Source organism: Microbacterium sp. NPDC077184 (assembly GCF_040687055.1).
Classification (GTDB): Bacteria; Actinomycetota; Actinomycetes; order Actinomycetales; family Microbacteriaceae; genus Microbacterium.
The window spans coordinates 52,874-76,685 of the sequence record NZ_JBFBMM010000004.1; the positions used below are offsets into that span (position 1 = coordinate 52,874).

The following is a 23,812-nucleotide window of genomic DNA, read 5'->3' on the forward strand; positions in this document are numbered from 1 at the left end:
CGGAGCATACCCCACCCCCGCATATGCCCACCGAGCTATGCGGGACGCGTAAAATCAAGGCTTTGGGCGACGCGGGCGCGTACGTCCGTGACGGAGGTTTCGTGGCCGGTAATGCGACGACGCGCTTCGACAACGTCTCCCTGTTGTCGGTCGCGAGCGTGCTCCCTTCGCGGGTGACGACGTCCGCCGACATCGAGCAGCGCCTCGAGGGCGCCCTCGCGCGCCTGAAACTCCGGCCCGGGCTCCTCCAGCGCGTCGCCGGCGTCGTCGAGCGACGCAACTGGGCCGACGGTGAAGCCACCGATGACGCCACCATCCAGGCCGGCGCACGTGCCCTCGCCGAAGCCGGCGTCGACCCGAGCGAAGTCGGCCTCCTCATCAACACCTCGGTGACCCGCAAGCACCTCGAACCCTCGGTCGCCGTGCGCCTGCACCACGGCCTCGGCCTGCCGACATCCGCCATCAACTTCGACGTCGCCAACGCCTGCCTCGGCTTCGTCAACGGCATGAGCCTCGCCGCGAGCATGATCGAGTCGGGTCAGATCCGCTACGCGATCGTCGTCAACGGCGAGGACGCCGACGAGATCCAGGTCAACACCATCAACCGCCTCGTGCACTCGGATGCCGATCGCGACGGGTTCATGAGCGAGTTCGCCTCGCTGACCCTCGGCTCGGGTTCGGCCGCCGCCGTCCTCGGTCGAGCCGACGAGCACCCCGAGGGCCACCGGATCCTCGGCGGCGTGACCCGTGCGGCCACGCAGTTCCACGAGCTCTGCGTCGGCAGCGTCGACGGCATGTTCACCGACGCCAAGGCGCTCCTGAAGGGCGGACTCGACCTCGTCGTGTCGGCCTGGAAAGAGGCGGCACCGGAGTGGAACTGGTCGAAGATGGACCGCTACATCACCCACCAGGTCTCCTCCGTCCACACGAACGCGATCGTGAAGGCCGCCAAACTCGACCGCTCGCGCGTGCCCACGACCTTCCCCACGCTCGGCAACGTCGGCCCCGCGTCGATCCCGATCACCCTCGTCGAGGAGCAGAAGACCCTGCAACGAGGCGATCGGGTCCTCCTCATGGGCGTCGGCTCGGGCCTCAACACGGCGATGATGGAACTGGCCTGGTGACCTCTCCCGCGGTGGCCGACCCGCCGGTCCGGAACGGCCGCGCGCAGGTTCCGCCGCCGGGGCTTCCCGGTCTCGACCCGCGCTTCTCGCGCATCGTCACGGTGCCCGGACGCGGAACGGATGCCGGAGCCTCCCGCTCCTGGCACCTCCTCGACTCGCAGCCCGCGCTCGACGAGCTCGGGCTCACGCCGGTCGGGACGATCCTCGCCGTCCACGGCAACCCGACCTGGTCGTACCTGTGGCGGAGCGTGGTGTCGGGTTCCGTCGAGGCGGCCCGCGCCGGCGCTCCCGCGTGGCGGGTCATCGCCGTGGACCAGCTCGAGATGGGCTACTCCGAGCGGACCGGCATCCGTCGTCCGCTCGCGCAGCGCGTGCAGGATCTCGGCGCCGTCACGGACGCGCTCGAGCTCGACGGCGATGTCGTGACCCTCGGCCACGATTGGGGCGGCGTCGTCTCGCTCGGCTGGGCGGTCGACCACCCCGAGCAGCTCGCGGGCGTCATGATGCTCAACACCGCGATCCACCACCCCGAGGGCGTGCCGATCCCGGCGCCGCTGCGCCTCGCCGGGGCACGCGGCGTGCTCGCCGCGTCGACGGTGCGCACGACCGCCTTCCTGGACACGACGCTCTCCCTCGCCTCGCCCGCGCTCGATCCGGCGGTCCGCGACGCGTATCGCGCCCCCTACGCGTCGGCCGATCGTCGCGACGGCATCGGCGGATTCGTCGCCGACATCCCCGTCGACGCGCGCCACGAGAGCTTCGCCGAGCTCGAGCGCATCGCGACCGGCGTCGCCGCGCTGACCGTGCCGGCCCTCATGCTATGGGGCCCGCGCGACCCGATCTTCGGCGACCGCTACCTCGACGATCTCGTCACGCGCCTGCCGCACGCCGACGTCCACCGCTTCGAGGGCGCCGGGCACATGATCGCCGAAGAACGGCCGATCGCCGACGCGGTCTTCGCGTGGCTCGGGGAGCGGGTCGGTGAGTGGTTCGCGGAACGCTCGGGAACGCATGCCGCGCCCTCGGCCACCGCCCCGCCCGCGACCGCGACCCCGGACGCACCCGCGCCCGCATCCGGAGCCGATGCGTCCGCCACGCCCTTCGCTCCGATCTTCGGCGCCCTCGAGGCGCGCGCCGACGATGACGCCACGGCCGTCATCGACATGACGCGGAGCAGCGCGGAGACGCGGGCGGCCGCCGGCACCGCCGGCTCCGACGACGAGCCCCTCCGGGTCAGCTGGCGGCAGCTGAACACCCGCGTGCGCCAGATCGCGGCGGGCCTGTCTGCGATGGGCGTCGAGCGCGGCGACCGCGTGTCGCTCCTCGTCCCCCCGGGTCCGACCCTGTCGGCGATCGTCTACGCGTGCCTCCGGATCGGCGCGGTCGTTGTCGTCGCCGACGCCGGCCTCGGCGTGAAGGGACTCACCCGCGCCGTCCGCGGCGCCTGGCCCGACGTCATCATCGGCGAGCTCCCCGGCCTCACCGCCGCGCGCGTACTCGGCTGGCCCGGTCTGCGGATCTCGGCCGCGCGCCTCCCGCGCGTCACCGCCGCGACCCTCGGCGTCGCTACCTGCTTGGCCGACGTCGCCGCCCTCGGCGCGCACGCCGACCTCCCCGACGAGCCCGGCCCCGACGACCCTGCCGCGATCCTCTTCACCTCCGGCTCGACCGGACCCGCGAAGGGCGTCGCGTACACGCACGGCCAGCTCGCCGCGCTCCGCGACGTGCTCGCCGCGCACTTCGGCGTCACCGCCGACACGGGCCTCGTCACCGGCTTCGCCCCGTTCGCGCTCCTCGGCCCCGCCCTCGGCACGCGGTCGGCGACCCCCGACATGGACGTCTCGGCTCCCCGCACCCTCACCGCGGCATCCGTTGCGGCGGCCGTTCGCGCATCCGACGCGCGCATGGTGTTCCTCTCGCCCGCCGCCGTGCTGAACGTCGTCGCCACCGCCGAGGCGCTCACCGCGGCCGACCGCGACGCACTCGCGCGCGTCGACGCGTTCCTCTCCACCGGGGCCCCCGTCGGCGCGCCGCTGCTGACCTCGATCGGCGCGCTCATGCCGAACGCGACCGCGCATACCCCCTACGGCATGACCGAGTGCCTGCTGGTGACCGACGTCACGCTCGACGAGATCACGGGAGCCACGGATGCCGCCGACGCCGGCGTGCTCGTCGGCGCACCGATCGGGGCGAACCGCGTCCGGATCAGCGCCCTCGACGCCGACGGCCGCGCGACCGGGACCCCGAGCGAAGACCCGGGTGTCCTCGGCGAGGTGCTCACCAGCGCCGCCCACCTGAAGGACCACTACGACCGCCTGTGGCTGACCGATCGCGCGGCCGCGCGCGACGTGCCGGAGGACGGCGCCCGCTGGCACCGCACCGGCGACATCGGGCACCTCGACGCGTCGGGACGCCTGTGGATCGAGGGGCGCCTGCCGCACGTCATCGTCACGGCCGACGGTCCCCTCGCACCGGTCGGACCGGAGCAGCAGATCGAGCGGGTCGACGGCGTGCGCCGCGCGGCCGTCGTCGGTGTCGGGCCGCATCGGCTGCGTCAGGCCGTCGCCGTCATCGAGACCGTGCCCGCGGCATCCCGTTTCGGGCTCGCCGATCCCGCACTGACCGAGGCGGTGCGCGCAGCGACCTCGACGCCGCTCGCCGCGGTACTCGCCGTGGCGACGCTGCCGACCGACATCCGTCACAACTCCAAGATCGACCGCACCCGCCTTTCGGAGTGGGCCGAGCGCGTGCTCGCCGGAGATCGTCCGGTGGCGCCGTGATCGTGCTCGCCACGGGAACCTCGGGCTTCCTCGGGCGCGCCGTCGCCGCCGAGCTCGTCGCCCAGGGACACGAGGTGCGGACGCTGCAGCGCCGCCCCTCGGGAGTCGCCGGCGTCACGGACATCCTGGGCTCCGTCACCGATCCCGACGTGCGCGAGCGCGCGATCGACGGTGTCGAAGGCGTCGTGCACCTCGCGGCGAAGGTGTCGCTCGCCGGGGCCGAGGCGGAGTTCCGCGCGGTGAACGTCGACGCGACGGTCGGGCTGCTCGACGCCGCGCAGGCCGCGGGGGTGTCGCGGTTCGTGTACGTCTCGTCGCCGTCGGTCGCGCACGCCGGGTCGGCTCTCGCCGGCGTCGGGGCGGACCCCGCCTCGCCGGCGGATGCCCACGGAGCGTACGCCCGCACGAAGGCCGAGGCCGAACTCATCGCGCTCGGGCGCGACAGCGCCGGGATGCCGATCACCGCGATTCGCCCGCACCTGGTCTGGGGTCCGGGCGACACCCAGCTCGTCGAGCGCATCATCGATCGCGCGCGCCGCGGACGCCTGCCGCTCCTCAACGGCGGCACGGCGCTGATCGATTCGACGTACGTCGACAACGCCGCCACCGGCATCGTCGCCGCCCTCCGCCGAGCGGATGTCGCGCACGGCCGCGCCTTCGTCCTCACCAACGGCGAACCCCGGCCCGTCGGCGACCTGCTCGCGGGCATGTGCCGCGCGGCCGGGGTGCGTCCGCCGCGCTGGAGCATCCCCGCCGCCGTCGGACGCGGCGCGGGTTCGCTCATCGAGAAGGTGTGGGCGCTGCGTCCCGGCGAGGACGAGCCGCCGATGACCCGGTTCCTCGCCGAGCAGCTGTCGACCGCGCACTGGTTCGACCAGCGCGAAACCCGCGCCGTGCTCGACTGGGCGCCCGCGGTGTCGATCGACGAGGGCCTCTGCCGCCTCGCCGCGCACTACGCCTGACCCGCGGCATCCGCCCGGGGTGTCACGGCCGGCCCTGCGCGGGGGACGGCCTCCCGTACCGAACTCCTCCGATCCGGCGCCACTAGCCCAGAAGCCGGCCGCACCGGCCTCCTCCGCCACGGATCTGAGGAGTTCGGCCCGCTCGATCCCCCTCCCCGCCCTCCGTGACCGTCCCCCGGCCCTCTCCCCTGTGTGCGCGCCGAGTGCCGTGCCGAACTCCTCAGATTCGGTCCCGATCCCCCGGAACCGGCCCCTCCCGGACCTGCGCACGCCGGATTTGAGGAGTTGGGTACGTGTCGAGGGCCGCAACCCGGCAAGGACCCGCCGTGAAACCGGCCCAGATCCCGTGTCCCGACCCGACGCGGCAGGCGGCCCCGACCCGAACCCAGACCCCGCGACGGGGATTCCGAATCCCGGATCCCGGTCCCGGATCCGGATCCGAACATACGCGTCGACCGCCGCACCGATCTCCTCCCATCCGGCACACAGAACCCCGAAATCCGGCCCTCGGGGCCGCTTCCGCCGCAGATCGAAGGAGTTCGGTACGCGCGGGGCGCCAGCAATGCGTCGGCGCGGCCCGACGGCGGCGGTCAGAAGGCGTAACGGACGCGGCAGTACGGCAGCTTCGCGGCGATGAGCGCCTCGAGCTGCGCGACGGCGACGCTCTTGAGCCCGTAGCGGTACCGCACGTTGACGGCGCCGTTCTGCGAGAGCTTGGGCTCCTGGTTCTCCGGCGTCCAGAGGAAGTCTTCGGCCTTCGGATGCCAACCGAGGTTCACGTCATGCAGCTGCTCGTTGTGCGTGAGGAAGATCACCTCGCACGCGAGCTGCGCCTTGGCGCGAGCGTGCAGGGTGGCGTCGAGTTCGTCGAAGAGCGCGGTCCACTCCTCGATCCAGCCGGGGATGAGAATCACGGGCGAGAAGTTGACGTGCACCTCGTAGCCCGCATCGACGAAGTCGTTGATCGCGGCGATCCGCTCGCTCATCGGGGAGGTGCGGATGTCGGTGACTTTCGCCACGGCGTGCGGCATGAGCGAGAAGCGCACGCGGACACGCCCCGCCGGGTCCCAGTCGAGGAGGTCGCTGTTGACGAACTTCGTCGCGAACGAGGCCTTCGCCGTCGGGGTCATCCGGAACAGGTCGCAGAGATCGCGGACATTTTCGCTCAGCATCGCGTCGACGGAGCAATCGCTGTTCTCACCGATGTCGTAGACCCACGCCTCCGGGTCGCACTGGTTCGGCGCCACTTTCGGGCCCTGCTTGGCCACATGCCGCGCGACGTGCCGGGTGATCTGGTCGATGTTCGCGAAGACCGTGACCGGGTTGCTGTAGCCCTTCCGCCGCGGCACGTAGCAGTACGCGCACGCCATGGCACAGCCGTTCGCCGTCGACGGCGCGATGAAGTCCGCGGAGCGACCGTTCGGACGGGTGACGACACTCTTCTTCACGCCGAGGACGAGGGCTTCGGTCTTGATCCGCACCCACCGGGAGACGTTGGTCTCATCGCCGTGGACTTCGGGAATCTGCCAGTGCGACGCCACCGGCACGATCTCCGCGTCCGGCCACCGCCCGACGATCTCTCGCCCGCGCGGCAGCTCGAGAGCGGCGTCCTCCGCGCAGATGCGGGTGACGCGCATCAGCGGCGCGGTGGTCGTCGGCATCCGTCATGTCTATCCCGGGCCTCCGACATCCGGTGAAGAACTTCCCCGGCCGCCCCGGGCCGAACTCCTCAGATCTGGCCGGGATAGCCGAGGAAACCACCGCCGCAGGCATTCGGCGCCCCAGATGTGAGGAGTTCGGTACGCGTCGCGGGCCGCACGCCGCCAGAGACCCGCCTCGAGACCGGCCCCGACCCCGTACCCGAACCTGACGCTGCACGCGGGACGCGGGGCGAGGGTGCGGAGCAACCCGCGTACCGAACTCCTTGGATCCGGCGCGCACACTCGGGAAACCCGCCCCACGGGCGCCCGGCACCGCGGATCTGAGGAGTTCGGTACGCGTGCGTCGCGACGCGACACGACGCGACGCAACGCGACGCGACGCGGTCAGCAATCCGCACCACGTCACCACTTTTCGGCGCACCGAAATATCCGTATGATTTCGGTGTGCCGAAAAAAGCCAGACGAGCCGCAGGCGGCGTGGCGACGGCCGTCATCGCCGCGCTCGCCCTCTCGGGCTGCACCGCCGCAGCCATCCCCGCCGCGGACACCCCCGCGACCGCCCCCACGCAGACCGCCGGCGACGACCGCCCCGTCGTCCTCACGACGTTCACCGTGCTGCAGGACATCGCCCAGAACATCGCGGGCGAGCACCTCGTCGTGCAGTCGCTGACGAAGATCGGCGCCGAGATCCACGGCTACGAACCGACCCCCGGCGACGTGCGCCGCGCGCAGGATGCCGACCTGATCATCGACAACGGACTCGGACTCGAGGCCTGGTTCGCCGCCTTCACGCGCGACCTCGAGGTCCCGACCGTCGTCGCGAGCGAGGGCGTCGAGACCATCGCCATCGCGGGCGGCGAAGCCGCGGGCCGCGTGAACCCCCACGCGTGGATGTCGCCGCGCGCGACCGCGATCTACGTCGAGAACATCGCCGCCGCCTTCGCCGATCTCGATCCGGACAACGCCGCCGCTTACGCAGCGACCGCCGAGGCGTACACGGCCGAGCTCGACCGGTTGGATGCTGAACTCGCCGCCGCGGTCGCCGCGATTCCGGCATCCGAACGCGCGCTCGTCACGTGCGAGGGGGCGTTCTCGTACCTCGCGCGCGACGCCGGACTCGGCGAGGCCTACCTGTGGCCTGTCAACGCCGAGCAGCAGGCCACGCCGCGCAGCACCGGCGACGTCATCGAGTACGTCCGCGACCGCGACGTGCCCGCCGTCTTCTGCGAATCGACGGTGTCGAACGAGGCAATGCTGCGGGTGACCGAGGAGACGGATGCCGCGTACGGCGGCACCCTGTACGTCGACTCGCTGTCCGAACCCGACGGTCCGGTGCCGACCTACCTCGACCTCATCGGGCACGACATCGACGTCATCGTCGCCGGCCTCACCGGAGGGACCCGATGACCCCGAACCCCGCCACAACCCCCGCAGCGACCCCCGCGATCGAGGTCGCCGACCTCTCCGTCACCTACGGCGAGACCCCGGCGCTCGTCGACGTCGACGTGACGATCCCTCGGGGCACCGTCTGCGGCCTCGTCGGCATCAACGGTTCCGGCAAGTCCACGCTGCTGAAGGCCGTGATGGGCGTCGTCCGGCCCGACACGGGCGGCATCCGCATCGACGGCGGCACCCCCGCGCGCGCCCGCCGGCGCGGCACGGTCGGCTACGTCCCGCAGGCCGAGGACGTCGACTGGGCGTTCCCGGTCAGCGTCGGCGACGTCGTGATGATGGGTCGCTACGGGTTCCTCGGCCCCACCCGGCGCCCCCGCCACGCCGATCGCGACGTCGTCGCCCACGCCCTCGACCGCGTCGGACTCGGCGACCTCGCCGACCGGCAGATCGGGCGCCTCTCCGGCGGACAGCGCAAGCGCGCCTTCGTCGCCCGCGCCCTCGCGCAGGATGCCCGCATCCTCTTGCTCGACGAGCCTTTCGCCGGTGTCGACACCCGCACGCAGCAGTCGCTGACGGTGCTCTTCCGCGACCTCGCCGCCGAGGGGAGGTCGGTCGTCGTCTCGACCCACGACCTCGCCGGGCTCGCCGACCTCTGCGACGAGGCGGTGCTCCTCGCGCGACGCGTGATCGTCCACGGATCCCCCGCGGAGGTGCTCCGTCCGGAGAACCTCGTGCGCGCCTTCGGTGCCGACGTCCTCGACCGAGACGGTGCGCGCGCCGAGGGAAGGGAGCCGCGATGACCCCGATCGACCTCCTCCTCGAGCCGCTGCAGTTCGTCTTCATGCAGCGGGCCTTCGCCGTCACCCTGATCGCGGCGGTGGTCTGCGGCATCCTGAGCTGCTGGCTCGTGCTGATCGGCTGGTCGCTGATGGGGGATGCCGTGGCCCACGCCGTCCTCCCGGGCGTCGTCATCGCCTACCTCGTCGGCACGCCGTTCGCGCTCGGGGCGCTGGTGTTCGCGCTCCTCGCGGTGCTGCTGATCGGCGGAGTCCGCGCGACCGGACGCGTGAAGGAGGATGCCGCGATCGGCGTCGTCTTCACGTCGCTGTTCGCCCTCGGCATCGTGCTGATCTCGGTCTTCCCGAGCCAGACCGACCTCAGCCACATCCTCTTCGGCAGCCTCCTCGGCGTCGGAACGGCGGAGCTCATCCAGGTCGCCGTCCTCGGAGTGCTGACGATGGCGGTCCTGTTGCTGAAGCGCCGCGACCTCGTCCTCTACGCCTTCGATCCCGCCCACGCCCGCACGATCGGCCTCAGCCCGCGCGTGCTCGGCGCGGTGCTGCTGACGGCGCTGGCGGTCACCGTCGTCGTCGCCCTGCAGGCGGTCGGGGTGATCCTCGTCGTCGCGCTCGTCATCACCCCGGGCGCGACCGCCTACCTCCTCACCGACCGTTTCGGACGCATGCTCTGGATCGCCCCGACCGTCGCCGCGGTCAGCGCGGTCGTCGGGATCTACCTGTCGTACTTCCTCGATGCCTCGCCCGGCGGCACGATCGTGCTCGTCCTCGGCGCCCTCTTCGCCCTCGCGTACCTCTTCTCGCCGCGCCATGGGCTCATCGGACGCGTGGTCCGCCGACGCCGACGCCGGCGGACAGCGTCGAACCAGTCCGCCCCGAACCGGCCCGGCCCGAACCGGTCCGCCCCGGCACCCCGGCTACCCTGAAGACCGTGGCCTCCCCTGCCGTCGACGACTACCTGAAGACGATCTACCACCACACCGAGTGGCAGAACGATCCGATCACGCCGTCGCAGCTCGCGTCCGTGCTCGGCCTCGCGCCGTCGAGCGTCACCGAGATGGTGCGGAAGCTCGCCGCCCAGAGCCTCGTGTCGCACCGCCCCTACGGCCCGATCACGCTGACGGATGCCGGACGCCGCCGCGCGGCATCCATCATCCGCCGTCACCGGCTCATCGAGACGTGGCTCGTACGCGAGTTCGGCTACGCGTGGGACGAGGTGCACGACGAGGCCGAGGTCCTCGAGCACGCCGTGAGCGACCGTCTGCTCGACGGCATCGACACCCTCCTCGGACACCCGCGGTTCGACCCGCACGGCGACGCGATCCCCGACGCGCACGGAGACGTCGACCGCGGTCCGTTCGTCCTGCTCGCCGAGGCGACCCCGGGCCACACCGGTGAGGTGCTCCGGGTCAGCGACCGCGACCCGGAGCTGCTGCGCGCCGTCGAAGCGGTCGGCATGCACGTCGGCACCCGTGCGACGGTGCAGGATGCCGCGCGCGTGCGGATCGGCGAGGCCGAGGTGGCGCTGCCCGAGGGCGCGGCATCCGGGATCTGGCTGAGCGCGTAGGTTTCGTCGGCGGCGGCGGTCAGCGCCGCGCGGGCTCGCGGGTCGACCACAGCGCCCACGCCACCAGCACCGGCTGCAGGAAGAGCCGCCCGAACCGCTTCGCGTCGGTGTCGAGACCCGGCACCGAACGGCCGCTCCGCCAGTGGTGGATGTTCCCGGGGAACACCGCCACGAAGAACACCGCGACGATCGTCCCCACCCGGCGGAGAGCGGATGCCGAGCCCCCTGCCCGCGCCCGCGCGGCGGCGCCGGTGAGAGCGGCCGCGAGCCCGATCTCGACCGCTCCGGACCACAGGACGATCTGATCCTTGGAGAGCCCGGTGGCGCGGGGCACGGTATCCGGAACGGCCAGCCGGAATCCGCGACGTCCCCAGGTGAAGTGCATCGCGCCGGCGACGGCGAGGAGGACGGCGAGCGCCGCGCGAGCGATCACGCGGATCACGCGGCGCGCTCCGGGCCGCCGGCCGCGTCCGCCGCGGGCGACGCCGCCGCTGCGGCGCCGAGCGGCCACTGCACGCCGGTCGCCGACTCGCCGAGATCCCACAGGCGTGCGGCGACCTCCGGATCGCGCGTGATGCGCGAGGCCTTCTGTCGACGCGGCTCGCCGCGGGCGACCGTGCGCGGCCCCCAGAACTCACCGCCCTCGATGTCGGGATCGACGAGCGCGCGCACGAGCGACCAGGCGCCGTGCTCCTTGGACTGCGTGATGGGGGCCTGCAGGTTGTCGGCGAACCGGGTGAGGCGGCTGGGGGCGTTGACCCCGACGATGCCGGGGGTGCGCCCGCTCGTAGAGTAGCCGGGGTGGGCGACGACGCTCGAGACGGGGACGCCGGCGGCGCGGAGACGTCGGTCGGCCTCGAAGCCGAGCGCGGTGCACGCGACCTTCGACTGCACGTACGCCCGCCACGGCGAGTAATCGCTCGTGAGCTGCGGGTCGACCGGGTCGTACGGGGTGAGGGAGGTCGACATGCTGCCGACCCACACCATGCGACCACGGGCCTCGGCGAGACGCACCAGGAGCTCCCCGGCGAGGGCGAAGTGGCCGAGCGCATTGGTGGCCAGGACGACCTCGTGCCCGTCCATGGTCGCCTCGCGCGTCTTCGGCGGGTGGACGATCCCGGCGTTCAGCAGAAGCCCCGACAGCGGACCCCGACCGCGCACGCTGGCAGCGGCCGAGCGGATCGATCCGAGGTTGCTCGTGTCGAGGAGGAGCGTGTCGGCGCGCTCGGGATCGGCATCCGGAGTCCTGCGGCGGACCGCCGCCCGCGCCGCGGCGAGCCGGTTGGGATTGCGGCCCGTGAAGATCACGCGGGCGCCGGCACGGAAGAGCTGCTCGCCGGCGAAGAAGCCGAGCCCGGCATTCGCTCCGGTGATGAGATACGTGCGGGCAGAGAGGTCCGGCAGAGTGCGGGGGTCCCATTCGTCTCGCGCCACGCTCCGACCCTACGCCTCGAGGCCCGTAGGCTGAGCATCATGCGGACCCGCAGCGACATCGAATGCTGGCTCACCGACATGGACGGCGTGCTCGTCCATGAGAACACGCCCGTCCCCGGGGCATCCGAACTCCTGCAGACGTGGCGGGATCAGGGCGTGCCGTTCCTGGTGCTGACGAACAACTCGATCTTCACGCCGCGCGACCTCTCGGCCCGACTGCGGGCGTCGGGACTGGTCGTTCCGGAGCAGTCGATCTGGACCTCGGCGCTTGCGACCGCCGACTTCCTGCGCGGGCAGATGCCCGGCGGCACGGCGTTCGTGATCGGCGAGGCGGGGCTGACGACCGCCCTGCACGAAGCCGGGTTCATCATGACCGAGACCGATCCCGACTACGTCGTGGTCGGCGAGACGCGCAACTACTCGTTCGAGGCGATCACGAAGGCGATCCGGTTCATCCGGGGCGGCGCGCGGTTCATCGCGACGAACCCGGACGCGACCGGACCGTCGACCAAGGGCGTGCTGCCCGCGACCGGTGCGATCACGGCGCTCATCACCAAGGCGACGGGCATGGAGCCGTACGTCGTCGGCAAGCCGAACCCGATGATGTTCCGGTCGGCGCTGAACCGGATCGGCGCGCACTCCGAGACCACGGGCATGATCGGCGATCGGATGGACACCGACATCGTCGCCGGCATCGAGGCGGGACTGCACACGGTGCTGGTGCTCACGGGCATCAGCGACCCGGCCGAGATCGAGCGCTACCCCTTCCGTCCGGACGAGATCCTCGCCTCGGTCGCCGATCTCCTGCCGGCCGAGCCGCTCGAGTCGGAGATGCCCGAGGGCATCTGACTCGGCCGCGGCGGCGCCGGCCACCCGGCCCGCGCCTCCGGCGGGCCGAACTCCTCCGATCCGGGCCCGAAACCGCCCAAAACCCGCCTCGCGACCCCGAACCCGCCGGATCTGAGGAGTTGCGCACACCGGCGCCGCCCGACCCCGGACGTCGAGACATCCGGCCCCCGCCACCCGGCCCGCGCCTCCGGCGGACCGAACTCCTCCGATCCGGGCCTGAAACCACCCGAAACCCCGCCTCGCGACCCCGAACCCGCCGGATCTGAGGAGTTGCGCGCGGCCACGCCGCCGCACCGACCGCGCGTCGGACGCCCTCGGTAGAGTCGCGGCATGGGCGCGCTCGACGACGGGGAACGGATCCACGCGACGGATGCCGCGTCCTGGCGTGCGTGGCTGGAGGCCCACCACGCCACCTCGCGCGGTGCGTGGCTCGTCCGTGCCCGCCCGGGCAGCGACGTCGTCGTCGTCGCCTACGAGGACGCGATCCGACAGGCGCTGTGCTTCGGCTGGATCGACGGGCCCGTCCGCACGTTCGACGAGCGCATCGGCGGCCTGTGGTTCGCCCCGCGTCGACCGTCCAGCGGCTGGGCGGCGACCAACAAGGCGCGCCTGATCGAGCTCGAGGCGGCCGGGCTCCTCGCTCCCGCCGGCATCCGTGCGATCGAGGTCGCGAAGGCGAACGGGTCGTGGACGATCCTCGACAACGCCGAGGCCCTGCGCGAGCCCGACGATCTCGCCGCCGCCCTCGACGCGAACGCCGCCGCCCGCGCCGCGTGGGACGCGTTCCCACCCTCGAGCCGGAAGTTCGGCATCGGCGCGGTCGACGCCGCCCGGCGTCCCGAAACGCGCGCCGCGCGGATCGCCCGTATCGTTGCGGATGCCGCCGACGGAAAGAGACCGCAATGATGAGCGAGCTGGAGCAGAACCTGCTGTTCGGCATCACCGGGCTGGCCATGCTCGGCACCCTGATGGTGTTCGTGTGGAGCTACATCCGCAATCGCGACAAGTGACGCCCCGACCGCCCCGCCCCGCCCCGCCCGCCCTGCTATTGCGGCGCGAGCCCCAGGTCGTCGAGGTCGATCGCCGCGAGCCACTGGAGCCCGGCCTCCTCGACCGCGGCCTGCGCCCCGGTCTTCCGGTCGACGATGACGGCGACGGCGACGGGCTCGGCGCCCTCGCGGCGCAGGGCGTCGACGGCCTTCAGCGCCGACTGCCCGGTCGTGGAGGTGTCCTCGACGACGACGACGCGCTTGCCCGCGACATCCGCTCCTTCGATCTGGCGTCCGCGGCCGTGGTCCTTCGGCTCCTTGCGCACGACGAACGCGTCGAGCGGGGTGCCGGCGCGCACCGATTCGTGCAGCACCGCGTTGGCGATCGGGTCGGCGCCGAGGGTCAGCCCGCCGACCGCGACGACGCCGTCGATCTCACCGATGAGGTCGAGCATGATGCGGCCGATCGCAGGTGCCGCGCGGTGGTCGAGCGTCAGCCGACGCATGTCGACGTAGTAGGTGGCCTTCTTGCCGCTGGACAGGGTGAAGTCCCCGTGGAAGACCGCTTCGTCCGTGATCAGGGCGATGAGGTTCTGGCGGTCGGCTTCGAGCTCGGGCGTGGAGGCGACGGTCACCCCTGCAGTCTACGAGGGCCGTCCGCCGGCGCCGTGCCCGCGCGCACCTATTCTTGAATCCATGCGTCTGGCCACCTGGAACGTCAACTCCATCCGCGCCCGCGTCGACCGCACCGTCGACTTCGCCGTCCGCGAGAGCATCGACGTCCTGGCGATGCAGGAGATCAAGTGCAAGGTCGAGCAGTTCCCGTTCGAGAGGTTCGAGGAGGCCGGCTACCACGTCGAGGCGCACGGGTTCTCCCAGTGGAACGGCGTCGCGATCGCCAGCCGGGAGCCGCTCGAGGACGTCCGCACGTCCTTTCCGGGCATGCCCGGCTTCGCGAAGGGACACGAGGGACCGGATGCCCCGCAGGAGGCCCGGGCGATCGGCGCCCGCGTCGGCGGGGTCGACGTGTGGAGCCTCTACGTTCCCAACGGCCGCGCTCTCGAGGACCCGCACTTCACCTACAAGCTGCACTGGCTGAAGGCCCTCGAGGAGTTCACGCGCGACACCCTGACCGCTGCCCCCGCGACGCCGCTCGCCCTGGTCGGCGACTTCAACATCGCCCCGACGGATGCCGACAACGGCGACCCGACGATCGTCCCCGGCTTCTCCACGCACGTCTCGCCGGTCGAGCGGGAGGCGTTCGCCGCACTCGAGGCGGCGGGGCTCCAGGACGTTGTCCGGCCACTCGTCCCGGAGGGATTCACGTACTGGGACTACAAGCAGCTGCGCTTCCCCCGCAATCAGGGCCTGCGCATCGATTTCATCCTCGGGTCGGAGTCGTTCGCGGATGCCGTCACGGGCGCGTCGATCCACCGGAACGAGCGCAAGGGCGACGGCCCGAGCGACCATGTCCCGGTCGTCGTGGACCTCGATCTCGACGGTCCGGACGACGACGATCGCCCGATGATCTGGTGATCCCGCGGGCGTCGCTCAATCCGGCGACGGCGTGCATCCCTCGGGCGGCATATTACCGGCGATCGTGAAATCCTCGCACGTGAGGAAGTAGGGGTGCAGCGCCCCGAGGATCATCGAGACCACCGCGACCCCGAGCACGGTGAGGGTGATGAGCCACTTCGTCCGGCGACTCATGTCGTGCGCGAAGTCGGGCCACACGATCCGCGTGAGGACCCACAGGGTGAACGGCAGCCCGATCAGCACCGCCAGGAACGCCGCGATGTCGACCAGGGCGATCAGCAGGTCCTCCTCGTCGTCGTTGACGATGAACATGAGGACGAGGAGCGCGGTCGGCAGCAGCAGGAGGAACGCACGCAGCAGGCGCACGCCGACGGGCCGCCGTTCGACGAGGACGAACACGAACGCCGCGGTCGAGGCCGCCCAGAGGGCGAGCACCTGCGTGTAGAAGATCTCCTCCCACGCGCCGACCGTGAAGGCGGGCCACCAGACGGCGAGCGACATGCCCACCATCACCACGCCCACCGGGACGTCGCGTCGGCGACTCGCGCGGGTAGCGGCATCCGTTTCGCTCACAGCCGCACCGTAGCAGGACTCGTCCCCGACCTGCTCCCGGCCGCATCCGTCTCACGGGGGATGTCCGCATCCTTCCTCCCCCGTAGCGTGGAGGGATGTCCGCACCTCCCCTCGACGCACCCGCCGGGCGCGAGCCGGCGTCCTCTCCCGACTTCCGCGCCGACGCGCTTCTGGCCGCGGGCCTCCTCGTCGCCGCGATCGTCAGCACCGCCTTGAATGCCGCATCGGGAATCTACGGGCTCGAGGCCCCCGAGATGCACTGGACCCTGCTCTACGCCGCGGGCCTCACGGTGCCGCTGGCGTTCCGCCGACGCGCACCGGAGATCGTCGCGGTGATCGTCGCCGTCGTCTACTTCTTCGGCATCAGCGCGCGCATCCCGGAGGCGACGGTCGGGACCATCGCCATCTTCATCTCGATGTACACGGTCGGCGCATGGGTGGACGACCGGCGCCGCGCGATGATCGTCCGTGTCGCGATCATCGTCGGCATGTTCGTGTGGCTGACGGTCACCACGTTCCAGTCCGCGGTCGACCCCGACGACAACACCCTCTCGCGCGAGGGGATCCTCTCGCCGTGGCTGTCGTTCATGCTCATCCAGTTCCTGATCAACATCGCCTTCTTCGGGGGCGCGTACTACATGGGGGATCGGGCATACGGAGCGGCGATGGAGCGGAGGGCGCTGACCTTCCGCACCCTCGAGCTCGAGCGGGAGCGCGAACGCACCGCGGCGCAGGCCGTCGCCCTCGATCGCGTCCGCATCGCGCGCGAGCTCCACGACGTCGTCGCCCACCACGTCTCCGCCATGGGCGTGCAGGCGGGCGCGGCGCGCGCCGTGCTCGATCGGGACCCGGATGCCGCGCGCGGCGCCCTCCGTCAGGTCGAGGCCGAGGCGCGCGAGGCCCTGACCGAACTCCGCCACCTCCTGGAAACCCTTCGGACCTCGGATGCCGAGGCCGACGACCCCGGCGACACCCTGGACGGCTCGATCCTCCGTCTCGACGCGCTCGACGACCTCGTCGCGCACGCCGCGGCGCACGGCCTCCCGACCACGATCGAGCGGATCGGCGACCCGCGGCCGGTTCCCGAGACGGCGCAGGTGAACCTCTACCGCATCACCCAGGAGGCCCTCACGAACGCCCGCCGGCACAGCGGTCCCGGCGCGACCGCGGAGGTCCGCGTGCGATACGGGCAGACGGATGTCGAGATCGAGGTGACCAGCACCGGTCGCGCGCCGGTCGAGGTGCGTCCGGGCCTCGGCCTGCTGGGCATGCGCGAGCGCGCCGCCGCCTCCGGCGGAACCCTCGAGGCGGGACCGCGCACCCGCGGCGGATTCCTCGTCCGCGCGCGCATCCCGCTCCCCGCGAGCACCGCGCCGGAGACCGCTCCGGTTCCCGCTCTCACGACCGATCCCCGAGAAGGAACCCCATGAGCATCGACGCCGCGCCGCTGCGCGTCCTCCTCGTCGACGACCACGCCGTCGTGCGCACCGGCTTCCGCATGATCCTCGAGGCCGCCGGCATCGAGGTCGTGGGCGAGGCCGCCAACGGAGCGGATGCCGCAGCCGCGGCATCCGCGCTCCGCCCCGACGTCGTGTGCATGGACGTGCAGATGCCCGGGGTCGACGGGATCGAGGGGACGCGGCGCATCGTGGCCGACGACACGCTCGACACCGCGGTGGTGATCGTGACGACCTTCGACCGCGACGACTATCTCTTCCAGGCACTGCAGGCGGGGGCGAGCGGGTTCCTGCTGAAGAACGCCGATCCCGACGACCTCGTCACCGCCGTCCGCGTCGCCGCCGCCGGAGACGCGCTGCTGGCGCCCGAGGTGACCCGCCGCGTCATCGCGCGCTTCGCCCCGGCGGCGGAGGCCGCCCCGGCGGCGGTCGAAAGTGAGCCGTCTCGCGAACCCTCACCCCCATCGACGAGCACCTCACCGCACGTCGTCCCCGACCTCACCGAGCGCGAGCGGGAGGTGCTCGCGCTCGTCGGTCAGGCGCTCAGCAACGCCGAGATCGCCCAGCGCCTCTACATCGGCGAGGCGACGGTGAAGACCCACGTCTCCAACGTGCTGCAGAAGCTCGGGGCGCGCGACCGGGTCGCCGCGGTGGTCTACGCCCACCGACACGGACTGGTCTGACGCGCCCCGAGCCTCGAAGGATCCGGGGGGATCCGTCGGCCGTGATCAGCCGATCGTCGCCGTCAGGCCGAGGCGGGAACCCGCGCGTAGCGGTCGACGAGTGCGCCGAAGGCCTCGAGGTAGGACACGAGGAACTCCGCCGTCTGGTCGTTGGTGACCTCGCCGGCATCCGTGAACAGACCCGGCGTGCTCTGCACGTAGCCCTCGGGCTGACCGAGCGTCGGGGCGTTGTAATGGCTGAGGATCGCCTTCAGGTGCTGCTGCGCGGCGGCGGTGGCGATACCGCCCTGCGAGGTGCCGATGACGGCGGTGGGCTTGCCGTCGAACGAGCCCTGACCCCACGGACGCGCGGCCCAGTCGAGCGCGTTCTTCAGCACACCCGGGATCGAGCGGCTGTACTCGGGCGTGACGATGATCACACCGTCGACCTCGTCGATGGCGTTCTTGAACTCGGTCGCCACGGCCGGGTAGTCGGCGTCGTGGTCGGGCGAGTAGAACGGCAGATCCTTGATCGGGATCTCCACCAGCGTCGTGCCTGCGGGCGCGAGACGCTCGAGCGCCTTGGCGAGGCGCCGGTTGATGGAGGTCGACGAGATGCTGCCGACGATGTAGCCGATGGTGCGGTCGCTCATGGATACTCCTTGCTCGGAAACGAACGACGTCCACGGCGGTGACCACCGTGGACGTTCCACGAGGCTCGAACCGCCCCTCCCCCGCGTCTATTCCCGTGAATGGAGATCTCTCCCCACCCCGGGGGATGTCGGATCTCCCCCGCCGGGCGGAGGTGCGCGAAGGGCGCTCTCCCTAGCGTGGAGACATGCTCGCCGAACCCGGCGGAGCGCGAGTCCCAGGAGGAGAAGATGCTGCAGCTATCGGGCGTCACCAAGAACTACGGCAGTCGCCGGGTGTTGGACGACGTGTCCTTCACCGTCAAGCCCGGTCGACTCACCGGCTTCGTCGGCGGCAACGGCGCGGGGAAGACCACGACGATGCGCATCGTCCTCGGCGTCCTCGGCAAGGACGGCGGGTCCGTCACCCTCGACGGGGCCGACGTCACCGCCGCCGACCGTCGCCGCTTCGGCTACATGCCCGAGGAGCGCGGCCTGTACCCGAAGATGAAGGTGCTCGAGCACATCGTCTACCTCGCGCGGCTGCACGGCTTCACGAAGACGGATGCCGAGACCCGCGGCCGCGCCCTCCTCGAGCAGCTCGGACTCGGTGAGCGCCTCGGCGACAACGTCGAGACCCTCTCGCTCGGGAATCAGCAGCGCGCGCAGATCGCCGCCGCCCTGGTCCACGACCCCGAGGTGCTGATCCTGGACGAGCCGTTCTCGGGCCTCGACCCGCTCGCGGTCGACGTCGTCGCCGGGGTTCTGCAGGACCGCGCGGCGCAGGGCACCGCCGTGCTCTTCTCCTCCCACCAGCTCGACGTCGTCGAGCGCCTGTGCGACGAGCTCGTCATCATCGCCGGCGGGACGATCCGCGCCGCCGGCGAGCGCGAGGAGCTGCGCGCCCAGCACGCGAGCCGCCGCTTCGAGCTCGTCTCCGCCGGCGACGCGGGATGGCTCCGCGACCAGCCCGGCATCGAGGTCCTCGACTTCGACGGGGGCTACGCGGTCTTCGACGCCGACAGCGACGAGGCCGCGCAGCGGGTGCTGCGCGACGCCCTCTCCCGCGGCGATGTCGCGAGCTTCGCGCCGCAGCATCCGTCCCTCGCCCAGATCTTCAAGGAGGTCATCCGATGAGCACCGCCACCCCTGCAGCCCCGTCCGCCGCCCAGAGCGTGTGGCTGGTCGCCGAACGCGAGATCGGCTCGAAGCTGCGCAGCAAGGCCTTCGTCATCTCGTCGGCGATCCTCATGCTCGTCTCGCTCGCCGGCGTGATCTGGGCGGGCTTCGCCGCCGGATCCTCGAGCGAGACCCCCGTCGCCGTCACCTCCGACTCGGCGCGCTACGTCGAGCAGGTGCCGAACCTCGAGCTCACCCAGGTCGCCTCGCGCGGCGAGGCGGAGGAGCTCGTCCGCGCCGGAGACGTCGACGTGGCGATTCTCGCCGACCCGGCATCCCCCGTCGGATTCTCGGTCCTCGGCGACGAAAGCGTGTCCTCCACCCTCCTGATGCAGTTCGCACAGGTGCCGACGGTGGAGCTGCTCCAGCCGCAGGACGGCGTGGCCGCCCTCGGGTTCATCGCCGCGATCGGATTCGGCGTCGTCTTCCTCTTCGCCGCGTCGATGTTCGGCGGCACGATCGCCCAGAGCGTCGTGGAGGAGAAGCAGACCCGCGTGGTGGAGCTCCTCATCTCCGCCGTCCCGGTGCGGGCGCTGCTGGCGGGGAAGGTGATCGGCAACACGATCCTCGCGATGGGGCAGATCTTCGTCCTCGCCGCGATCGCGGTGGTCGGGCTCACGGTGACCGGGCAGACCGCCCTGCTCCAGGGGCTCGGGGCGCCGATCGCGTGGTTCGGGGTGTTCTTCCTCTTCGGGTTCGTGCTGCTGGCCTCCCTCTTCGCCGCCGCGGCGTCGATGGTGTCGCGACAGGAGGACATCGGGTCGACCACGACGCCGCTCACCATGCTCGTGATGGCCCCGTACTTCCTGGTGATCTTCTTCTTCGACAACCCGCTGGTCCTCGGGATCATGTCGTACGTGCCGTTCTCGGCGCCGGTCGGCATGCCGATGCGTATCTTCCTCGGCGACACCCAGTGGTGGGAGCCGCTGCTGTCGCTGGCGATCCTCGTCGCCACCTGCGTCGCGGCGATCGTCGTCGGCGCGAAGATCTACCAGAACTCCCTCCTCCGGATGGGCGCGCGGGTCAAGCTCCGCGAGGCGCTGTCCCGGTGACCCGGGTCGGGCCCGCCGCCGCGGCGGGCCCAACTCCTCAGACGGGGGCCGATTCTGTACAGAATCGGCCCCCGTGGCCGTTTCGCGCCCGTATCTGAGGAGTTCGGTACGGCGCCGGCCCCGCACCCTGCCGTAGCAGGCCTGACAGATGACGCAAGGCCCGCGCGCGCGGCGGGCGTGACGGCTTATCGTGAAGCATGACCGCACGCATCCTGTCGATCGGCACCGCGACTCCGCCGACGACGATCCGCCAGGAGCACATCCGCGACTTCTTCGCGGCGCAGCCGGGCGCCGATCGGCTGACGCAGCGCCTCATCCGCGCGACCTTCGACGCCGCGCACATCGACCAGCGCTTCACGGTCATCCCCGAGCTCGGCGAGCCCGGAGCATCCGGGCTCTTCGTCGACGACCACGGGGTGCTCCGCGCCCCCGGCACCGCGCTCCGCAACGCCGAGTACATCCGCCACGCGCCCGACCTCTCACGCCGGGCCGCGGAGGCCGCCCTCGCCGAGGCGGGCGTCTCGGCATCCGACATCACGCACGTCGTCACCGTCTCGTGCACCGGGTGCTTCGCCCCGGGCCCCGACTTCCACCTCGTCCGCGATCTCGGCCTCGCCGCGTCCACCGAGCGCTACCACCTGGGGTTCATCGGGTGCGCCGCGGCCTTCCCCGCCCTCCGCGCGGCCGAGCGTTTCTGCGCCGCCAGGCCGGACTCCGTCGTCCTCGTCGTCTGCACCGAGCTGTGCAGCCTGCACGTGCGCCCGAACACCACGCCCGACCAGATCGTGTCGTCCTCGGTGTTCGGCGACGGGTCGGCGGCGGCGGTCATCACAGCGGATGCCGGCGACCGACCGGGTCTCGACCTCGAGCGCTTCGCCACCACCCTCACCGACGAGGGCGAGAGCGACATGGCGTGGACGATCGGCGACGACGGATTCGAGATGATCCTCACTGCGGAGGTTCCGCGCATCATCGGCCGCGAGATCCGCGGCGCCGTCGACGCGTTCCTCGGTGACGCGCACCCCGACGCGTGGGCCGTGCATCCCGGTGGCCGCAGCATCCTCGATCGGGTCGAGAGCGGCCTCGACCTCGCCCCGTCCGCCCTCGCCGTCTCGCGCGACGTCCTCCGGCAGTACGGCAACATGTCGAGCGCGACGGTGATGTTCATCCTCCGCGCGCTTCTGCACGACCCCGACCTGCCGACGGATGCCGTCGTCGCCGGCCTCGCCTTCGGTCCCGGGCTCACCGTCGAGTCGGCCCTGCTGACGGTCCGCGGCGCGCGCCCCTCTGTCACGCCCGACGGATCCGCGGCGACACGGAGCGATCTCGCGACGATCGCGTGAGCCTCACCGAGGGCCCGAGAGGCCTCACGTCCGCTCGGCGGCCCGGCCGTGGTGTCCGCTGAGCGCATCCGCCGCTCGGACCAGCGCGAGGTGTGACAGCGCCTGCGGGGTGTTCCCCGCGTGCCGCCGGCCTGTGACGTCGTACTCCTCCGAGAGGAGCCCCACATCGTTGGCGATACCGCACAGCCGCTCCATCAGGGTGCGCGCATCGCTCACCCGCCCGGACCCGGCGTACTGCTCGACCAGCCAGAACGAGCAGGCGAGGAACGGATGCTCGCCCCCCTCGAGTCCGTCGATGCCCGTGGCCGCGCGATAGCGGTGGAGGAGCCCGTCGTGCATGAGCGTGCGTTCCATCTCGGCGACGGTTCCCTGCATCCGCGGATCATCGTGGGCGACGAAGCCGACCTGGGCCAGCAGCAGCAGGGACGCATCGACCTCCGTGGTGTCGTAGTGCTGCACGAAGTGGCCGCGCTCGGTGTCGAAGCCGCGCTCCTCGATCTCCGCGCGCATGAGGTCGCGCAGTTCCTCCCAGCGCTCCACGGGGCCGGGCAGGCCGTACTCCCGCGCGGCGCGCACACCGCGTTCGAAGGCGGCCCAGATCATGACGCGCGAGTGGGTGAACAGGTGCGGCTCGCCGCGGATCTCCCAGATCCCGTTGTCGGCGTGATCGCGGTACCGCTCCGCGTATCCGAGGAGAGCACGCTGCAGAGCCCACGACAGCGGTGTCTCCTCGAGACCGGCGTTGCGCGCGGCTTCGAGCGCGATCATCACCTCGCCGATCACATCGCCCTGGTACTGCGTGAAGGCGCCGTTCCCGATCCGCACCGGCGTGGAGCCCTCGTAGCCGGGCAGCGAGTCGAGCTCGCGTTCGGTGAGATCGCGCTCGCCCGCGATGCCGTACATGATCTGCAGCTGCTCCGGGTCGCCCGCGATGGCCCGCAGCAGCCAATCCCGCCACCGCGCGGTCACACCCAGGAACCCGTGCGAGATGAGCGCCTCGATGGTGAGCGCGGCGTCGCGGAGCCAGACGTAGCGATAGTCCCAGTTGCGGCTGCCGCCGAAGTCCTCGGGAAGCGAGGTGGTCGCTGCCGCGACGATCCCCCCGGTGTCCTCGTGGGTGAGGGCGCGCAGCACCAGCAACGACCGCACGACGTGCTCCTCGAACGGGCCGTCGTGCTCGATCCGGTCCGACCATGCCCGCCACCACGACCGGGTCTGCGCCAGAGCGCCGTCGACGTCGAGCGGACCGGGGGTGTCGAGGTGCGAGGCGAACCAGGTGAGCGTGAGGTCGCGCGTCTCGCCGGCACGCACCACCACGGTCGCCTCGTGGAGGTGATCGCGTGCGACGAATGCCGCACCCCGCACGAGGACGGCATCCGGACCGGCGACGGCGAGCAGTCCGGGCTGGTCGTCGGAACCGACCTGGCGGACCCACGGCAGCGCGCGCGCATAGTCGAAGCGGAGCCGGAGGAGGCTCGTCATCTCCACGGATCCGGAGATGCCGACGATGCGTCGGACGAGATCGACGCGGCCGCCGTCGATCGGCATGAAGTCCCGGACCTCGACGACGCCCTCCGCGCTCTCCCACCGGGTGGTGAGGACGAAGGTGCCGTCCTCGTATTCGCGGGTCGCCGTCGCCGCGGCATCCGTCGGCCGGAGCGTCCAGTGGCCGTGATCGTCGTCGCCCAGGAGCGCTCCGAAGACGGATGCCGAGTCGTAGCGCGGGAGGCACAGCCAGTCGACGCTGCCGTCGGCGGAGACCAACGCCGCGGTGCGGCAGTCGCTGAGCATGGCGTAATCGGCGATGGGGGCGGTCATCGCTC

General features: G+C 71.7%; 22 protein-coding genes. 15 read left to right on the top strand and 7 right to left on the bottom strand.

Annotated elements, in window-relative coordinates; genetic code table 11:
• Positions 1-101: 101 nt before the first annotated feature.
• The 3 genes from AB0O93_RS09120 to AB0O93_RS09130 are packed head-to-tail and all read left to right on the top strand — an operon-like array spanning position 102 to position 4,866.
• Entirely contained in the window at positions 102-1,124 is a 1,023-nt protein-coding gene (locus AB0O93_RS09120) for a 3-oxoacyl-ACP synthase III (RefSeq protein WP_363342956.1), read from the top strand.
• Positions 1,121-3,904, top strand: a complete 2,784-nt coding sequence (locus tag AB0O93_RS09125) for an alpha/beta fold hydrolase (protein ID WP_363342638.1) — start codon at positions 1,121-1,123, stop codon at positions 3,902-3,904. The genes AB0O93_RS09120 and AB0O93_RS09125 overlap by 4 nt, the downstream gene beginning before the upstream one ends.
• Positions 3,901-4,866, top strand: a complete 966-nt coding sequence (locus tag AB0O93_RS09130; RefSeq protein ID WP_363342640.1) for an NAD-dependent epimerase/dehydratase family protein — start codon at positions 3,901-3,903, stop codon at positions 4,864-4,866. Before AB0O93_RS09125 ends, AB0O93_RS09130 begins: the two co-directional genes overlap by 4 nt.
• 590 nt (positions 4,867-5,456) lie before the next feature.
• Here the strand turns inward: AB0O93_RS09130 and AB0O93_RS09135 are convergent.
• A complete protein-coding gene (locus tag AB0O93_RS09135; RefSeq protein WP_363342642.1) occupies positions 5,457-6,527 on the bottom strand; it encodes a spore photoproduct lyase family protein in 1,071 nt (356 codons plus the stop codon).
• Between the two features lie 531 nt (positions 6,528-7,058).
• Here AB0O93_RS09135 and AB0O93_RS09140 point away from each other — a divergent pair.
• Genes AB0O93_RS09140 through AB0O93_RS09155 form a run of 4 tightly spaced genes read left to right on the top strand, consistent with a single transcriptional unit; the run spans position 7,059 to position 10,286 of the window.
• Complete coding sequence (locus tag AB0O93_RS09140) at positions 7,059-7,934, top strand: zinc ABC transporter substrate-binding protein (RefSeq protein ID WP_363342958.1); 876 nt, start codon at positions 7,059-7,061, stop codon at positions 7,932-7,934.
• Positions 7,931-8,722 carry a metal ABC transporter ATP-binding protein gene (locus AB0O93_RS09145; protein ID WP_363342644.1) on the top strand — a complete coding sequence of 264 codons (792 nt, stop codon included), beginning with the start codon at positions 7,931-7,933 and terminating at the stop codon, positions 8,720-8,722. Before AB0O93_RS09140 ends, AB0O93_RS09145 begins: the two co-directional genes overlap by 4 nt.
• Complete coding sequence (locus AB0O93_RS09150; protein WP_363342646.1) at positions 8,719-9,645, top strand: metal ABC transporter permease; 927 nt, start codon at positions 8,719-8,721, stop codon at positions 9,643-9,645. The genes AB0O93_RS09145 and AB0O93_RS09150 overlap by 4 nt, the downstream gene beginning before the upstream one ends.
• Before the next feature lie 5 nt (positions 9,646-9,650).
• Complete coding sequence (locus tag AB0O93_RS09155; protein WP_363342648.1) at positions 9,651-10,286, top strand: metal-dependent transcriptional regulator; 636 nt, start codon at positions 9,651-9,653, stop codon at positions 10,284-10,286.
• Positions 10,287-10,305: 19 nt separating this feature from the next.
• Here the strand turns inward: AB0O93_RS09155 and AB0O93_RS09160 are convergent, their stop codons facing one another.
• Positions 10,306-10,725 carry a hypothetical protein gene (locus tag AB0O93_RS09160; RefSeq protein ID WP_363342960.1) on the bottom strand — a complete coding sequence of 140 codons (420 nt, stop codon included), beginning with the start codon at positions 10,723-10,725 and terminating at the stop codon, positions 10,306-10,308.
• Positions 10,725-11,720 (bottom strand): SDR family NAD(P)-dependent oxidoreductase, encoded by a 996-nt coding sequence (locus tag AB0O93_RS09165; protein WP_363342650.1) that lies wholly within the window; start codon positions 11,718-11,720, stop codon positions 10,725-10,727. Before AB0O93_RS09165 ends, AB0O93_RS09160 begins: the two co-directional genes overlap by 1 nt.
• Before the next feature lie 39 nt (positions 11,721-11,759).
• Between AB0O93_RS09165 and AB0O93_RS09170 the strand changes: the two genes are divergently transcribed.
• Positions 11,760-12,569, top strand: coding sequence for an HAD-IIA family hydrolase (locus AB0O93_RS09170; RefSeq protein ID WP_363342652.1), 810 nt, complete (start codon positions 11,760-11,762; stop codon positions 12,567-12,569).
• Between the two features lie 330 nt (positions 12,570-12,899).
• Entirely contained in the window at positions 12,900-13,475 is a 576-nt protein-coding gene (locus tag AB0O93_RS09175; protein ID WP_363342654.1) for a YdeI/OmpD-associated family protein, read from the top strand.
• A gap of 139 nt (positions 13,476-13,614) precedes the next feature.
• Here AB0O93_RS09175 and pyrE read toward each other — a convergent pair whose 3' ends face one another.
• A complete protein-coding gene (gene pyrE, locus AB0O93_RS09180) occupies positions 13,615-14,193 on the bottom strand; it encodes an orotate phosphoribosyltransferase (protein WP_363342656.1) in 579 nt (192 codons plus the stop codon).
• A gap of 61 nt (positions 14,194-14,254) precedes the next feature.
• Between pyrE and AB0O93_RS09185 the strand changes: the two genes are divergently transcribed.
• Positions 14,255-15,094: an exodeoxyribonuclease III gene (locus AB0O93_RS09185; RefSeq protein ID WP_363342658.1), complete on the top strand. Its 840-nt coding sequence runs from the start codon at positions 14,255-14,257 to the stop codon at positions 15,092-15,094.
• 15 nt (positions 15,095-15,109) lie between these two features.
• Here the strand turns inward: AB0O93_RS09185 and AB0O93_RS09190 are convergent, their stop codons facing one another.
• A complete protein-coding gene (locus AB0O93_RS09190) occupies positions 15,110-15,667 on the bottom strand; it encodes a hypothetical protein (RefSeq protein WP_363342660.1) in 558 nt (185 codons plus the stop codon).
• Between the two features lie 95 nt (positions 15,668-15,762).
• On the opposite strand from AB0O93_RS09190, the gene AB0O93_RS09195 reads away from it, so the two are divergent.
• Positions 15,763-17,097, top strand: a complete 1,335-nt coding sequence (locus tag AB0O93_RS09195; protein ID WP_363342662.1) for a sensor histidine kinase — start codon at positions 15,763-15,765, stop codon at positions 17,095-17,097.
• A complete protein-coding gene (locus AB0O93_RS09200; RefSeq protein WP_363342664.1) occupies positions 17,094-17,807 on the top strand; it encodes a response regulator transcription factor in 714 nt (237 codons plus the stop codon). Before AB0O93_RS09195 ends, AB0O93_RS09200 begins: the two co-directional genes overlap by 4 nt.
• A 62-nt stretch (positions 17,808-17,869) precedes the next feature.
• Here the strand turns inward: AB0O93_RS09200 and AB0O93_RS09205 are convergent, their stop codons facing one another.
• On the bottom strand, positions 17,870-18,439 hold the full coding sequence (locus AB0O93_RS09205; RefSeq protein WP_363342666.1) for an NADPH-dependent FMN reductase: 570 nt from the start codon (positions 18,437-18,439) through the stop codon (positions 17,870-17,872).
• 228 nt (positions 18,440-18,667) lie between these two features.
• Here AB0O93_RS09205 and AB0O93_RS09210 point away from each other — a divergent pair, with 228 nt between their 5' ends.
• The 3 genes from AB0O93_RS09210 to AB0O93_RS09220 all read left to right on the top strand — a co-directional run bounded on the left by AB0O93_RS09210 (position 18,668) and on the right by AB0O93_RS09220 (position 21,989).
• A complete protein-coding gene (locus AB0O93_RS09210) occupies positions 18,668-19,552 on the top strand; it encodes an ATP-binding cassette domain-containing protein (RefSeq protein ID WP_363342668.1) in 885 nt (294 codons plus the stop codon).
• A complete protein-coding gene (locus AB0O93_RS09215; protein ID WP_363342670.1) occupies positions 19,549-20,646 on the top strand; it encodes an ABC transporter permease in 1,098 nt (365 codons plus the stop codon). The genes AB0O93_RS09210 and AB0O93_RS09215 overlap by 4 nt, the downstream gene beginning before the upstream one ends.
• Before the next feature lie 197 nt (positions 20,647-20,843).
• Positions 20,844-21,989 carry a type III polyketide synthase gene (locus tag AB0O93_RS09220; protein ID WP_363342672.1) on the top strand — a complete coding sequence of 382 codons (1,146 nt, stop codon included), beginning with the start codon at positions 20,844-20,846 and terminating at the stop codon, positions 21,987-21,989.
• A 24-nt stretch (positions 21,990-22,013) separates the two neighbouring features.
• Here AB0O93_RS09220 and AB0O93_RS09225 read toward each other — a convergent pair whose 3' ends face one another.
• Positions 22,014-23,807 carry a glycoside hydrolase family 15 protein gene (locus tag AB0O93_RS09225; RefSeq protein ID WP_363342674.1) on the bottom strand — a complete coding sequence of 598 codons (1,794 nt, stop codon included), beginning with the start codon at positions 23,805-23,807 and terminating at the stop codon, positions 22,014-22,016.
• Positions 23,808-23,812: the final 5 nt, after the last annotated feature.

Coding starts and splice junctions, on each gene's coding strand:
- AB0O93_RS09135 (WP_363342642.1), bottom strand. CDS start 6,527: ATGCCGACGACCACCGCGCCGCTGATGCGCGTCACCCGCATCTGCGCG.
- AB0O93_RS09145 (WP_363342644.1), top strand. CDS start 7,931: ATGACCCCGAACCCCGCCACAACCCCCGCAGCGACCCCCGCGATCGAG.
- AB0O93_RS09150 (WP_363342646.1), top strand. CDS start 8,719: ATGACCCCGATCGACCTCCTCCTCGAGCCGCTGCAGTTCGTCTTCATG.
- AB0O93_RS09170 (WP_363342652.1), top strand. CDS start 11,760: ATGCGGACCCGCAGCGACATCGAATGCTGGCTCACCGACATGGACGGC.
- AB0O93_RS09175 (WP_363342654.1), top strand. CDS start 12,900: ATGGGCGCGCTCGACGACGGGGAACGGATCCACGCGACGGATGCCGCG.
- AB0O93_RS09185 (WP_363342658.1), top strand. CDS start 14,255: ATGCGTCTGGCCACCTGGAACGTCAACTCCATCCGCGCCCGCGTCGAC.
- AB0O93_RS09195 (WP_363342662.1), top strand. CDS start 15,763: ATGTCCGCACCTCCCCTCGACGCACCCGCCGGGCGCGAGCCGGCGTCC.
- AB0O93_RS09200 (WP_363342664.1), top strand. CDS start 17,094: ATGAGCATCGACGCCGCGCCGCTGCGCGTCCTCCTCGTCGACGACCAC.
- AB0O93_RS09205 (WP_363342666.1), bottom strand. CDS start 18,439: ATGAGCGACCGCACCATCGGCTACATCGTCGGCAGCATCTCGTCGACC.
- AB0O93_RS09210 (WP_363342668.1), top strand. CDS start 18,668: ATGCTGCAGCTATCGGGCGTCACCAAGAACTACGGCAGTCGCCGGGTG.
- AB0O93_RS09215 (WP_363342670.1), top strand. CDS start 19,549: ATGAGCACCGCCACCCCTGCAGCCCCGTCCGCCGCCCAGAGCGTGTGG.
- AB0O93_RS09220 (WP_363342672.1), top strand. CDS start 20,844: ATGACCGCACGCATCCTGTCGATCGGCACCGCGACTCCGCCGACGACG.
- AB0O93_RS09225 (WP_363342674.1), bottom strand. CDS start 23,807: ATGACCGCCCCCATCGCCGATTACGCCATGCTCAGCGACTGCCGCACC.